The 13,323-nt window shown below is 55.4% G+C and carries 12 protein-coding genes; 9 read left to right on the top strand and 3 right to left on the bottom strand.

The features are described from left to right. The first annotated feature begins 7 nt into the window (after positions 1-7). From dnaE to JEM67_RS21995, 6 genes are all read left to right on the top strand, one after another. Positions 8-3,496, top strand: a complete 3,489-nt coding sequence (dnaE, locus tag JEM67_RS22020) for a DNA polymerase III subunit alpha (protein WP_199637664.1) — start codon at positions 8-10, stop codon at positions 3,494-3,496. Between the two features lie 12 nt (positions 3,497-3,508). Beyond that, entirely contained in the window at positions 3,509-4,468 is a 960-nt protein-coding gene (gene accA / locus JEM67_RS22015; RefSeq protein ID WP_013814261.1) for an acetyl-CoA carboxylase carboxyl transferase subunit alpha, read from the top strand. Positions 4,469-4,643: 175 nt separating this feature from the next. After that, the gene (locus tag JEM67_RS22010; protein WP_199637662.1) at positions 4,644-6,800 is read left to right on the top strand and encodes a lysine decarboxylase LdcC; all 2,157 of its coding nucleotides are present in this window, start codon (positions 4,644-4,646) and stop codon (positions 6,798-6,800) included. 111 nt (positions 6,801-6,911) lie between these two features. Continuing rightward, positions 6,912-7,301 carry a VOC family protein gene (locus JEM67_RS22005; protein WP_199637660.1) on the top strand — a complete coding sequence of 130 codons (390 nt, stop codon included), beginning with the start codon at positions 6,912-6,914 and terminating at the stop codon, positions 7,299-7,301. A 93-nt stretch (positions 7,302-7,394) separates the two neighbouring features. Further along, positions 7,395-8,705: a tRNA lysidine(34) synthetase TilS gene (tilS, locus tag JEM67_RS22000; protein WP_013814257.1), complete on the top strand. Its 1,311-nt coding sequence runs from the start codon at positions 7,395-7,397 to the stop codon at positions 8,703-8,705. Between the two features lie 17 nt (positions 8,706-8,722). Continuing rightward, entirely contained in the window at positions 8,723-9,040 is a 318-nt protein-coding gene (locus JEM67_RS21995) for a c-type cytochrome (protein ID WP_199637658.1), read from the top strand. 85 nt (positions 9,041-9,125) lie between these two features. Here the strand turns inward: JEM67_RS21995 and rof are convergent, their stop codons facing one another. Both rof and JEM67_RS21985 read right to left on the bottom strand, forming a co-directional pair. Continuing rightward, positions 9,126-9,383, bottom strand: a complete 258-nt coding sequence (gene rof, locus JEM67_RS21990; RefSeq protein WP_004952197.1) for a Rho-binding antiterminator — start codon at positions 9,381-9,383, stop codon at positions 9,126-9,128. Next, positions 9,376-9,576 (bottom strand): YaeP family protein, encoded by a 201-nt coding sequence (locus JEM67_RS21985; RefSeq protein ID WP_006318652.1) that lies wholly within the window; start codon positions 9,574-9,576, stop codon positions 9,376-9,378. Before JEM67_RS21985 ends, rof begins: the two co-directional genes overlap by 8 nt. Positions 9,577-9,791: 215 nt before the next feature. Here JEM67_RS21985 and JEM67_RS21980 point away from each other — a divergent pair, with 215 nt between their 5' ends. Genes JEM67_RS21980 through nlpE form a run of 3 tightly spaced genes read left to right on the top strand, consistent with a single transcriptional unit; the run spans position 9,792 to position 11,470 of the window. Next, the gene (locus JEM67_RS21980; protein ID WP_004952190.1) at positions 9,792-10,340 is read left to right on the top strand and encodes a YaeQ family protein; all 549 of its coding nucleotides are present in this window, start codon (positions 9,792-9,794) and stop codon (positions 10,338-10,340) included. A gap of 3 nt (positions 10,341-10,343) precedes the next feature. Then, complete coding sequence (gene arfB, locus JEM67_RS21975) at positions 10,344-10,757, top strand: alternative ribosome rescue aminoacyl-tRNA hydrolase ArfB (protein ID WP_004952187.1); 414 nt, start codon at positions 10,344-10,346, stop codon at positions 10,755-10,757. Positions 10,758-10,786: 29 nt separating this feature from the next. Continuing rightward, positions 10,787-11,470 carry an envelope stress response activation lipoprotein NlpE gene (gene nlpE, locus JEM67_RS21970; protein ID WP_013814255.1) on the top strand — a complete coding sequence of 228 codons (684 nt, stop codon included), beginning with the start codon at positions 10,787-10,789 and terminating at the stop codon, positions 11,468-11,470. 52 nt (positions 11,471-11,522) lie between these two features. Here nlpE and proS read toward each other — a convergent pair whose 3' ends face one another. Next, positions 11,523-13,241 carry a proline--tRNA ligase gene (gene proS / locus JEM67_RS21965; RefSeq protein WP_199637656.1) on the bottom strand — a complete coding sequence of 573 codons (1,719 nt, stop codon included), beginning with the start codon at positions 13,239-13,241 and terminating at the stop codon, positions 11,523-11,525. Positions 13,242-13,323: the final 82 nt, after the last annotated feature.

The following is a 13,323-nucleotide window of genomic DNA, read 5'->3' as shown; positions in this document are numbered from 1 at the left end:
TCTGGATATGGCCGAACCTCGTTTTATTCACCTGCGCGTTCATAGTGACTACTCCATGATTGATGGATTAGCCAAGATCGGGCCGTTGGTGAAAAGAGCCGCCGCGTTAGCCATGCCTGCTTTGGCAATTACCGATTTCACCAACCTGTGCGGGTTGGTCAAGTTCTATGGCAGCGCGCACGGCGCCGGGATCAAACCGATTATCGGCGCGGATTTTCATGTGCAAAGCGAAGTGCTGGGCGATGAGCTGGCGCAGCTCACCGTACTGGCCGCCAATAATGAAGGTTATCAAAACCTGACGCTGCTGATTTCCCGCGCTTACCAGCGTGGTTACGGCGCTGCCGGCCCGATTATTGACCGCGACTGGCTGATCGAACACCGTGAGGGATTAATTCTGCTTTCTGGTGCCCGTCAGGGTGACGTCGGCAAGTTTTTGCTGCGCGGTAACCAGCAACAGGTAGATCAGTGCCTGGACTTCTATCAGCAATATTTCCCGGACAGCTATTATCTTGAACTGATCCGCACAGGCCGGCCGGACGAAGAAAACTACCTGCATGCAGCCGTAGCGCTGGCGACCGAACGTGGGTTGCCGGTGGTGGCCACCAACGACGTGCGTTTTCTGGTAGAGGATGACTTTGACGCCCATGAGATCCGCGTCGCCATCCATGACGGTTTCACGCTTGACGATCCCAAACGCCCGCGCAACTACAGCACGCAGCAATATATGCGCAGCGCAGACGAGATGTGCGAGCTGTTTGCCGACATCCCGGAAGCGCTGCTCAACAGCGTTGAAATCGCCAAGCGCTGCAATGTCACCATCCGTCTTGGCGAATACTTCCTGCCGCAGTTCCCGACCGGTGATATGACCACCGAGGATTTCCTGGTACTCAAATCGAAGGAAGGGCTGGAAGAGCGCCTGGAGTTCCTGTTCCCGGATCCGGAAGTGCGCGCACAGCGCCGCCCTGAATACGACGAACGTCTGGATATTGAGCTGAGAGTGATCAACCAGATGGGCTTCCCGGGCTACTTCCTGATCGTAATGGAATTCATCCAGTGGTCGAAAGATAACGATGTGCCGGTAGGGCCAGGACGCGGTTCCGGTGCCGGTTCACTGGTGGCCTATGCGCTGAAAATCACCGATCTTGATCCGCTGGAATTTGATTTGCTGTTCGAACGTTTCCTTAACCCGGAACGTGTTTCGATGCCCGACTTCGACGTCGACTTTTGCATGGAAAAACGCGATCTGGTGATTGAGCACGTGGCGGAGATGTATGGCCGCGAGGCGGTATCTCAGATCATTACCTTCGGCACCATGGCGGCCAAAGCGGTTATTCGCGACGTGGGCCGCGTGCTGGGTCACCCCTATGGTTTCGTCGATCGCATCTCCAAGCTGGTGCCGCCCGATCCGGGCATGACGCTGGAAAAGGCGTTTGCCGCCGAACCGCAACTGCCGGAAATTTACGAGGCTGACGAAGAAGTCAAAGCGCTGATCGACATGGCGCGCAAGCTGGAAGGGGTGACGCGTAACGCCGGTAAGCATGCCGGCGGCGTGGTTATTGCGCCTACCAAGATCACCGACTTCGCGCCGCTGTACTGCGATGCCGAAGGGAATCACCCGGTCACCCAGTTTGACAAGAATGATGTGGAATACGCCGGGCTGGTGAAGTTCGACTTCCTGGGCCTGCGTACCCTGACCATCATCGACTGGGCGCTGGGGATGATCAATGCCCGACGAGCGAAAAGCGGGCTGGAACCCATTGATATCGCGGCTATTCCGCTCGAAGACAAAAAAAGCTTCGATATGCTGCAGCGCTCGGAAACCACTGCGGTATTCCAGCTCGAATCACGCGGCATGAAGGATCTGATCAAGCGCCTGAAACCCGACTGTTTCGAAGATATGATCGCACTGGTAGCGCTGTTCCGTCCGGGCCCGCTGCAGTCAGGCATGGTGGATAACTTCATCGACCGCAAACACGGCCGCGAAGAGATTTCTTACCCGGATATCCAGTGGCAGCATGAGTCGCTTAAGCCGGTGCTGGAACCGACCTATGGCATCATCCTGTACCAGGAACAGGTCATGCAGATTGCCCAGGTGCTGGCCGGCTATACGCTGGGCGGCGCGGACATGCTGCGTCGTGCGATGGGTAAAAAGAACCCGGTTGAAATGGCCAAGCAGCGCGGCGGTTTCGAAGATGGGGCAAAATCGCGCGGCATCGACGGTGAACTGTCGGTAAAAATCTTCGATCTGGTAGAGAAATTCGCCGGTTACGGCTTTAACAAATCGCACTCTGCCGCCTATGCACTGGTGTCCTACCAGACGCTGTGGTTAAAGGCCCACTATCCGGCCGAGTTTATGGCGGCGGTAATGACCGCCGATATGGACAACACCGACAAGGTCGTGGGGTTGGTGGATGAATGCTGGCGCATGGGCCTGAAAATCCTGCCGCCGGACATTAACAGCGGCCAGTACCATTTCCACGTCAACGATGACGGCGAGATCGTTTACGGTATCGGCGCGATCAAAGGCGTCGGAGAAGGGCCGATTGAAGCCATTCTCGAAGCGCGAAACAGCGGGGAGCAGGGCTATTTTAAAGACCTGTTCGATCTCTGTGCGCGCTCCGATGTCAAAAAACTTAACCGTCGAATTCTGGAAAAACTGATCATGTCCGGGGCATTCGATCGCCTTGGACCACATCGCGCCGCGCTGATGAGCTCACTGGGCGACGCGTTGAAAGCAGCCGATCAGCATGCGAAAGCCGAAGCTATCGGCCAGGTGGACATGTTTGGCGTCCTGGCGGAAGCGCCGGAACAAGTGGAGCAATCCTACGCCAATGTGCCCCGCTGGCAGGAGCAGGTGGTGCTGGATGGTGAACGGGAGACGTTGGGGCTATACCTGACCGGCCACCCGATCACCCAGTACCTGAAGGAGATCGAACGTTACGCCGGTGGCCAGCGTTTGAAAGATATGCACCCGACGGATCGGGGCAAAATGACGACCGCCGTTGGGCTGGTGATCGCCTCGCGGGTTATGGTCACCAAGCGCGGTAACCGCATCGGGATTTGTACGCTGGATGACCGTTCAGGCCGTCTGGAAGTGATGTTATTCACCGATGCGTTAGAAAAATACCAGCATTTGTTGGAAAAAGACCGTATCCTGATCGCCAGTGGACAGGTCAGCTTTGATGACTTTAGCGGCGGGCTTAAAATGACGGCCCGCGAACTAATGGACATCAGTGAAGCCCGTGAAAAATACGCTCGTGGGCTTGCTATCTCGCTGACGGACAGGCAAATTGATGACCAGCTTTTGAACCGTCTCCGTCAGTCGTTGGAACCCCATCGCTCGGGGACGATTCCAGTGCATCTTTACTATCAACGGGAAGATGCGCGGGCCAAGCTGCGTTTTGGCGCAACCTGGCGCGTGACGCCCACCGACCGCTTGTTGATAGATTTGCGGACTTTGGTAGGTAATGAGCAGGTGGAACTGGAATTTGACTAATATAGGAATGCTATGAGTCTGAATTTTCTTGATTTTGAACAGCCGATTGCAGAGCTGGAAGCGAAAATTGACTCGCTGACTGCAGTCAGTCGTCAAGACGAAAAATTAGATATTAATCTGGACGAAGAGGTTCAGCGCCTTCGTGAAAAGAGCGTTGAGCTGACGCGCAAGATTTTTTCCGATCTTGGGGCCTGGCAAGTTGCCCAATTGGCACGCCACCCGCGCCGTCCTTATACCCTGGATTATATCAAACACATCTTTACCGACTTCGAAGAGTTGGCTGGCGACCGCGCTTATGCCGATGATAAAGCGATCGTTGGTGGTATTGCGCGCCTGGATGGCCGCCCGGTGATGATCATTGGTCATCAGAAAGGCCGCGAAACCAAAGAGAAAATTCGCCGTAACTTCGGTATGCCGGCACCAGAAGGCTACCGCAAGGCACTGCGTCTGATGGAAATGGCTTCTCGCTTCAAGCTGCCGCTGATCACTTTCATCGACACGCCAGGGGCTTACCCGGGCGTGGGCGCGGAAGAACGCGGTCAGTCTGAGGCCATTGCCCGCAACCTGCGTGAAATGTCTCGCCTGAATATCCCGGTGATCTGCACCGTGATCGGCGAAGGCGGTTCTGGCGGCGCGTTGGCGATCGGCGTTGGCGATAAAGTGAATATGTTGCAGTACAGCACCTATTCGGTGATCTCGCCGGAAGGTTGCGCCTCAATACTGTGGAAGAGCGCCGACAAAGCGCCGTTAGCCGCAGAGGCGATGGGCATTACTGCACCGCGCCTGAAAGAGCTGAAGCTGGTCGACTCGGTGATCCCGGAACCCTTGGGCTCTGCTCACCGTGACGTCCCGGCGATGGCCGCCTCGTTGAAAGCGCAACTGCTGGCTGACCTGAAAGATCTCGACGGCTTGAACAACGAAGAGTTGCTCAATCGCCGCTACCAGCGCCTGATGAACTACGGCTATTGCTGAGTGTCGTCCCGCGTTGTAAAAAACCGCCTTCGGGCGGTTTTTTTATATCTGATGAAAAAGGTGTTGTTATGCGCAAACTTTTTGCGGAGCGATGCGCAGCATCCCGATGACGGGGTACACACCATCGGATTTTCATGTTGTTATAGAAGTTTGGCGGAACTGACAGGAGCAGCCAATGAATATCATCGCAATCATGAGCCCAACGGGCGTCTATTACAAAGATGAGCCTATTCGTGAGTTGCACACCGCATTGGTTACGATGGGTTTCCAGTTGGTTTACCCGAAGAATGGCGGCGATCTGCTGAAGCTGATCGAGGCCAATGCGCGTATTTGCGGAGTGATTTTCGACTGGGACGACTACAGCCTGGAGCTGTGCAGCGAAATTAACGAGCTGAATGAATATCTACCGCTATATGCGTTTATCAACCAGTATTCCACCTTCGACGTCAGTCTTCATGAAATGCGGATGGTGCTGTATTTCTTTGAGTATGGCTTGAATGCGGCAGATGATATTGCGCAGCGTATCCAGCAATACACCGCAGAATATATCGACACCATTACGCCGCCCTTAACCAAGGCACTATTCAACTATGTGCGCGAGGGCAAATACACCTTTTGCACCCCAGGGCATATGGCCGGCACTGCCTTCCAGAAAAGCCCGGTTGGCTGCCTGTTTTACGATTTTTTCGGTGCGAACACCTTAAAAGCCGACGTCTCCATATCGGTGACCGAACTGGGTTCGCTGCTGGACCATACCGGCCCGCATCTGGAGGCCGAAGAGTATATTGCGCGTACCTTTAACGCCGAGCAGAGCTATCTGGTGACCAACGGCACCTCCACCGCCAACAAGATTGTCGGCATGTATTCGGCCCCGGCAGGCAGCACGGTGTTGATTGACCGCAACTGCCATAAATCGCTGTGTCATCTGCTGATGATGAGCGATATCGTCCCGATCTACCTGCGTCCGCTGCGTAACGCCTACGGCATTCTTGGTGGCATCCCGCAGCATGAATTTACCCATGAGAGTATTGCCGGTCGAGTCGCCGCCACCGCGAATGCCACTTGGCCGGTACATGCGGTGATTACCAACTCAACCTATGACGGCCTGCTGTATAACACCGATTACATCAAGCAGACGTTGGACGTGCCATCAATCCATTTTGACTCCGCCTGGGTACCCTATACCAACTTCCATCCGATCTACGAAGGCAAGAGCGGCATGAGCGGCGAGCGCACGCCCGGCAAGGTGATCTACGAAACGCAGTCCACGCACAAGCTGCTGGCGGCATTCTCGCAGGCCTCGATGATTCACATTAAAGGCGATTACGACGAAAGCACCTTTAACGAAGCCTATATGATGCATACCACCACTTCGCCGAACTACGGCATTGTGGCGTCGATGGAGACTGCCGCCGCGATGCTGCGCGGCAATCCTGGCCGGCGGTTGATTAACCGCTCGGTAGAGCGTGCATTGCATTTCCGTCGTGAGGTGCAGCGGTTGCGGGAGGAGAGCGATAGCTGGTTCTTCGATATCTGGCAGCCTGAAGAGATCGACGAGGCGCAATGCTGGCCGTTGAACCCAGACGATAATTGGCATGGGTTTGGCAATACCGACAGCGATCACATGTATCTCGATCCGATCAAGGTGACGATCCTGACGCCAGGAATGAACGAACTGGGTACGCTGGAGGAGAGCGGGATCCCGGCGGCACTGGTGGCGAAATACCTGGACGAGCGCGGCATCGTGGTGGAAAAAACCGGACCTTATAATCTGCTGTTCCTGTTCAGTATAGGCATTGATAAAACCAAGGCGATGAGCCTGCTGCGTGGCCTGACCGATTTTAAACGCGCTTACGATCTTAATCTGCGGGTGAAGAACATGCTGCCGGATCTGTATGCGGAGGATCCTGATTTCTATCGCAATATGCGCATTCAGGATCTGGCGGCCGGGATCCACCGGTTGATCTGCCTGGACGATCTGCCGCGGCTGATGCTGCGGGCGTTCGACGTGCTGCCGGAAATGAAGCTGACGCCGCACCAAATGTTCCAGCAGCAGGTGCGTGGCAATGTGGAAACCTGCGAACTGGATCAACTGGTGGGCAAGGTGGCGGCCAATATGATCCTGCCTTATCCACCAGGCGTGCCGTTAGTGATGCCGGGTGAGATGATCACCGAGGAGAGCCGTGCGGTGCTCGATTTCTTGCTGATGCTGTGCTCTATCGGCGAGCGTTATCCCGGCTTTGAAACCGATATCCACGGCGCGAAATTGACTGAGGATGGGCGTTATCTGGTGAAGGTACTGAAAACGCCGCCGGCCGATCTCAACGTTTGAGCTGCTAACCTTAATGACAGCCCCGTTTGTTCTGTGGGGCTTCTTTTTACCGTTGACGTTGCAACTCTCGCCAGATACCGTGCCTCATCAAGCAGGCAATGAGGCATTACCATGTTGGCATTACGTCAGGTGCATCACATCGCAGTCATTGGTTCAGACTATGCGGCCAGTAAGCATTTCTACTGCGACATCCTCGGTTTTACCCTATTGGGCGAGTTTTACCGTGAAGAACGAGATTCATGGAAGGCGGATCTGGCGCTCAATGGACAATACAGTATCGAACTGTTCTCCTTTCCGTCACCACCGGTCCGCGTCAGCCGTCCGGAAGCATGTGGCCTGCGCCACCTGGCGTTCAGTGTAGACGACATCGAACAGGCTATCGCGCATCTGCAAGCCGCTGGGATCGTGTGCGAACCGGTACGCGTCGATCCTTATACCCAGTCCCGTTTTACTTTTTTCAGCGATCCTGATGGATTGCCGCTGGAACTGTATGAACAATGAAGGCTTGCCTGAAGACATCGGGCTGGTTAACGTGCAGTCTTATGGGCGTTATGGCGGCTTCCTGCTGCCTGTCAGGCGATAAACGATAAACCAATGGATACCGATCAACTTTCCGTACAGGTCAGCCGACAATTGGGTACGAAGCGGCATTTGCTGGTGGCATTCAGCGGTGGGCTGGATTCCAGCGTATTGTTGCACCTGCTGGTGGGGCTGCGGCGGCAATGGCCGGACCTGCAGTTGCGCGCAGTGCATGTGCACCACGGCCTGAGCGCTTTTGCCGACGAATGGGCGGCCCACTGCCAACGTCAATGCGCCGCCTGGCAGTTGCCGTTGGTGGTCCAACATGTGCAGGTGGATGGCAGGCAGGGCGGGATTGAGGCTGCGGCCCGTGCGGCGCGTTACTCGGCCTTTGCCGCTACGCTGGCGGCCGAAGAGGTCTTGCTCACAGCGCAACACCTTGATGACCAATGTGAGACCTTCCTGCTGGCGCTGAAGCGCGGCAGTGGCCCGGCGGGCCTGTCGGCGATGGCAGCTCAGGCATCATTGGGGAATAACCCTTTGCTGCGTCCTTTGCTGGGTATGTCGCGTCTGCAGTTAGAGGACTATGCACAGCAGCATCAGCTCACCTGGATAGAGGACGACAGCAATCAGGATCCGCGTTTCGATCGTAATTTCCTGCGCCTGCAGGTGCTACCGCTGCTGAACCAACGCTGGCCGTATTTTGCTGCCGCGACGGCGCGCAGCGCCAGCCTGTGTGCGGAACAGGAGCAACTGCTGGATGAGCTGCTGGCAGAACAGCTGCACGCGTTGCTTGATGAAGATAATGCCCTGGCGATCGACGGCCTGTTGGGCTGTTCGTCTGCGCGCCGTTTTGCCTTGTTGCGTCGTTGGATCGCGCTGTTTGGCGTTACCATGCCTTCACGCGAACAACTCCAGCGGCTGTGGGACGAGGTGGCGCTCTGCCGGGATGACGCCGAGCCGAAGTTGCAGCCGGGGCCCTATCAGATTCGCCGTTTCCGTCGACGATTATATCTACTGCCGATAATGGCGGATCTGCGCGAAGTCAGCCTGAACTGGTCATTGGCAGAGCCGCTCGAGCTGCCGGATGGATTGGGTAAGCTGAGTAATGGGGAAGGGGACACTTGTCTGCGGGCACCGCAGCCGCAACAGAAGGTAACCGTTCGTTTTGCCGCTCAGGGAAAAATCCGCATCTTTGGCCGAACGCATTCCCGGCCAGTTAAAAAACTGTGGCAGGAGTTGGGCGTGCCGCCGTGGCAGCGCGAACGCACCCCGCTGATCTATTATGATGACCAGCTTATCGCTGCGTTGGGTGTATTTGTCAGCGAAGCCGGTCAGCCGACAGAAGGAGAGCCATCCTGGCGACTGAGTTGGCATAAAAAATAATAATAGTATGAGGAGCAATGATGAAATTTGTGAGCGCAATGGCCGTGGTGTTCGGTTTTTTCAGTCTGTCGGCCATCGCGGCGGGTGACGTGGCCGCAGGGAAGGGCAAATCGGCCAACTGCGTTGCGTGCCACGGCGCGGAGGGGAAGGTGTCGGTGCCGATGTATCCGAATCTGGCCGGCCAAAATGCCATGTATCTGGAGCATGCGCTGCAGGCGTATAAAAAAGGGGAGCGCAACGGCGGTCAGGTTGAAGTGATGAAGGCTTACGTCTCGGCATTGTCTGATGATGATATTGCCGATCTGGCAGCGTACTATGCCAGCCTTAAACCATAGCCAGCCTTAAACCATAGCCAGCCTGAAGCCATAAATGACGAGGGCAGCCATTGGGCTGCCCTGTTGGGATGGCGTTACCGTTAAATCAATCAGACAGGCTGACGACCACGGTACCGATTTCCGGATGACTGAAACTGAGGATGTGATCCAGACGCAAGCTGAGAGCGTTGCCGGCCTGATCGATAATCAGGTATTCAACACCCTTGGTAAATTTCAGCTCGGTGGCTTTGCCTTCGAGTTTTTCTCCGTCGCGTAACTCCAGCTTCAGAATGTAGTTATGCTGACAGGCGAGTTCCAGGCTTTCATAGTCATCGCAATTGATGGATTGGTACTCATCATTCATCAACATAGTCGCTCACCAATAAGTTAGCGGCGGCAAAGGCCGCCTGTTCCCTAACGGAGGACGGTAGCGCGTTATCCGCAGCAACTTCGTCCAATGCCTTTAACACACATGCTAGCGCATCAGGCACGTAGCCGAGATCCCCACTGCCGATCTCGGCGTAAAAACGGCGTACTAACTCACAGTATTGTTGCACAGTTTCCTCCCTTAAGAACCTCTGCGTCATCGAAGTCCCGTATAGCGATGAGGCCCAGGCTCTCGGAGCTTTACTTAATCCTAGTCGACTATAGCACAGCTGTTGGGGAGTTATTAGCACCTCAGCGCGGCTTTCGCACTGCGCTTTGCCCAGCCGCGCTGGCTGCGGATGGGCCAAATCTAGTACACTGTCGCCTGATAATAATGAGGTCACCCATGGCGCTGAAAGCAACTATTTATAAAGCCACGGTCAATATCGCTGATATGGATCGCCACTTCTACCACGACGCCACGCTCACCCTGGCCCAACATCCTTCCGAAACCGAACAGCGCATGATGCTGCGCCTGCTGGCCTGGATCTGCCACGCCGATGAGCGTCTGGTGTTTACCAAGGGCCTGAGTGCTGAAGATGAGCCGGAAATCTGGCGGCGTAATGACCACAACGGGTTGGAAATGTGGATCGAAATGGGCCTGCCCGATGAGAAGCGCATCAGGAAAGCCTGCAACCAGTCACCACGAGTGGTGCTTTACGCCTACGGTGAACGCGCCGGACATGTATGGTGGCAGGGTATCCAGAGCAAAGTGGCAAACCACAAAAACCTAAGCATCCGTTTTCTGGATGATGAACAATTAGGCAAGTTGGCGGCGATGGCCAGCCGCAACATGACGCTGCAAGCCACGCTGCAAGAAGGAACTATCTGGCTTTCTGACGCTCAGAATAGTCTGGAAATCCAGTTTGCCGAGTGGCAACAGGCGCAGGTGTGACCGGTGCTGGAACTGTCAAGAAACGTAGCCATACCGGATAACGAGCTGGAACTGACGGCGATCCGCGCGCAGGGCGCGGGTGGCCAGCACGTGAATAAAACCTCAACGGCTATCCATTTGCGCTTTGACATCCGGGCATCCAGCCTGCCAGAGTATTATAAGGAAAGGCTGCTGGCCCTGAATAATCATTTAATTACCGCCGACGGTGTGGTGATTATTAAAGCGCAGGAATATCGCAGCCAGGAATTAAACCGCGAGGCGGCGCTGGCCAGGCTGGTGGCGTTGATTCAGCAGGCGATGGTGGTGGAAAAAGCGCGCAGAGCGACCAAGCCCACGAAAGGGGCAAAATTACGTCGGCTGGAAGGCAAGGTACGTAAGGGCGCGACAAAAGCGCTGCGTGGCAAAATCCGCACTTAAGGATACATGAACACAGTAGGAGAATAGCTGTGAAGAAAATAACAATAGCCCTGTTTTTAGCGGCAGGGGCACTCTCATTATTGGGATGTAATAATCAGTATCAGCCGAAAGAACAACCTCTTCAGGCGATGCAGCAGAGCTATCAGGGCGTACTGCCTTGCGCTGATTGCAGTGGCCTGGATACAGCGCTATTCCTGGATGAAGACGGCACTTTCATTTTGCAGGAAACCTATCGCGAAACCAAAGACGGGGACCAGAGCTTTGCCGATTATGGTAAATGGGCGCGAACTGCCGATAAGCTGGTACTGACCGACAGCCATGGCGAAAAACGCTATTTCCGCCCGGTAGGCAAGAGCCTGGAAATGTTGGACCAAAGCGGCGCAGTGATCGAGTCCACGCTGAACTACCGCCTGGATCCGGTGGAGAAAGCGTTGCCTAAAACGCCGATGGCGCTCAAAGGCAGCTATACCTACATGGCGGATGCGGCGGTATTCAAAGATTGCGCCACCGGCAAGACTTTCCCGGTAGACAATACTATCGCGTTGGAACAAGGGTATGCCAAGGCGTACAAAACCCCAGGTGAGCCAGTGTTCCTAACCTTGAATGGCCATTTCAGCGTTCAGCCTTCCATGGAGGAAGGGCAGACCGAAAAGGCATTGGTTTCGGACGGCAAGATAGTCTTCGACAAGAACAAGAACTGCGACAGCAAATAGTCGCTATAAAAAAACCCGCCGAGGCGGGCTTTTTACTTTCTGACGCAGCCGTTTAGCGCTTGATCTGTCCCAGCAGGAAATCAACGATTTCGCCGGTTTTAATCATTTGCTTCTCGCCGACACGGCGGTTTTTGTATTCAATCTCTTCGCTATCGAGGTTACGGTCGCCGATGACGATTGAGTGTGGCACGCCAATCAGTTCCATATCCGCGAACATTACGCCTGGGCGCTCTTTACGGTCATCGAGAATAACGTCGATGCCGTGCGAACGCAGGGTGTTGTACAGTTCTTCAGCCAGCGCCTGCACGCGGAAGGATTTGTGCATGTTCATTGGCAGAATAGCCACCTGGAATGGGGCGATGGCGTCCGGCCAGATGATTCCGCGATCGTCATGGTTCTGTTCGATGGCGGCAGCCACTACGCGGGTGACCCCGATGCCGTAGCAACCCATGGTCAGAACCTGGTTACGGCCATCTTCACCCTGAACGGTGGCTTTCATCGCTTCAGAGTATTTGGTGCCGAGCTGGAAGATATGGCCCACTTCGATACCGCGTTTGATCAACAGCGTGCCTTTACCGTCCGGGCTGGCGTCGCCTTCTACCACGTTACGAATATCGGCAACCTGCGGCAGCGGCAGATCGCGCTCCCAGTTAATGCCGAAGTAGTGTTTGCCGTCGATATTAGCGCCGGCGCCAAAATCGCTCATCGCCGCTACGCTGCGATCGGCCACGACAGGAACCTGCAGATTGACCGGGCCGAGGGAACCAGGGCCGGCACCGACGATGGCGCGGATTTCTTCATCGGTGGCAAAGGTCAACGGAGCGGCTACTTGTGGCAGCTTCTCGGCCTTGATTTCGTTCAGTTCGTGATCGCCGCGTACCAGCAGGGCAACCAGCTTGTGGCCGCTTTCTTTTTCGGCGTGCACCAGCAGCGTCTTGACGGTTTTCTCAATCGGCAGTTGGAATTGCTCTACCAGTTCGGCGATGGTTTTGGCGTTTGGCGTATCCACAATGCGCAGTTCTTCGCTGGCTGCCGCGCGCGGCTGAGCCGGCGCCACTGCTTCCGCCAGTTCGATATTGGCGGCAAAGTCAGAACCGGTAGAGAACACGATATCGTCTTCACCGCTGTCGGCCAGCACCTGGAACTCGTGTGATGCGCTACCGCCAATCGAGCCGGTGTCGGCATGAACTGGGCGGAAATCCAGGCCCATACGGCTGAAGATTTTGCTGTAGGCTTCGTACATTGCATCGTAGGTCGCCTGCAGGGATTCCTGCGAAGTATGGAATGAGTAGGCATCTTTCATCAGGAATTCGCGAGAACGCATCACGCCGAAACGGGGGCGCACTTCATCACGGAACTTGGTTTGAATCTGGAAGAAGTTCAATGGCAGCTGTTTGTACGAGCTGATCTCGTTACGGATCAGATCCGTAATCACTTCTTCGTGCGTTGGACCCAGCACAAACGGACGTTCGCCGCGATCGACAAAGCGCAGCAGCTCAGGACCATACTGTTCCCAACGACCGCTTTCCTGCCATAAATCAGCGGGTTGAACCACCGGCATGCAAACTTCGATCGCGTTGGCATTGTTCATTTCTTCGCGGACGATGTTCTCAACCTTTTTCAGAACGCGCAGGCCGGTTGGCAGCCAGGTGTAAAGACCTGAGGCCAGCTTGCGAATCATCCCGGCGCGCAGCATCAGCTGGTGGCTGATCACTTCGGCGTCGGCAGGTGTCTCCTTCAGGGTGGAGAGCAAATATTGGCTAGTACGCATGGTGTTTTGGTTCCGTTAGAACTGCAAATTGCATCGGGCAGCCACAGTGGCGGCCAAAAGTGACAAAAGTGCTTTAGTTTAC

Origin of the sequence: Serratia sp. PAMC26656 (genome assembly GCF_016469055.2) — a bacterium.
Lineage (GTDB): Bacteria > Pseudomonadota > Gammaproteobacteria > Enterobacterales > Enterobacteriaceae > Serratia > Serratia plymuthica.
Note: the sequence above shows the minus strand (reverse complement) of the source record. Positions and strands in the feature narration are given on the sequence as shown.